Annotated in this window: 1 rRNA gene; it reads left to right on the forward strand. The window is 46.8% G+C overall.

The features are described 5' to 3' along the window. Positions 1-93: ribosomal RNA gene (locus WFJ73_RS33220) — 16S ribosomal RNA — on the forward strand; the annotation flags it as partial. Between the last annotated feature and the right edge of the window lie 379 nt (positions 94-472).

Genomic DNA, 472 nt, shown 5'->3' on the forward strand with positions numbered 1-472 from the left:
GCAAGGAGCCAGCCGTCGAAGGTGGGGTAGATGATTGGGGTGAAGTCGTAACAAGGTAGCCGTATCGGAAGGTGCGGCTGGATCACCTCCTTTCTAAGGAAATACCCGATCGCGATGATGATCGGATAGGAAGCTTAGCTTCCAAACTACAGGCAGTAGTCGCAGCTCGTTGTCAGTTTTGAAAGAGCAATTAGGTAATACTAATTCCTTTCAAATTTGCACCTTGAAAACTGGATAGCGAAAGAATGAAACATCCTTAAGCAAACAATTGTTAGCGAAGATTGATTCGCGGCGAATGTGCCTTTGCACGTTTGTTTCCACAGATAATCTTTTATCTAATGGAGAAATAAACTGCTAGGAACAGTCGACCGAAGCAATCGGAGCATTAGGTTAAGCTAATAAGAGCGCACGGAGGATGCCTAGGCACTAGGAGCCGAAGAAGGACGTGGCGAACAACGAAACTGCCTCGGGG

Origin of the sequence: Paenibacillus sp. MMO-58 (assembly GCF_037146255.1) — a bacterium.
Taxonomy (GTDB): Bacteria; Bacillota; Bacilli; order Paenibacillales; family Paenibacillaceae; genus Pristimantibacillus.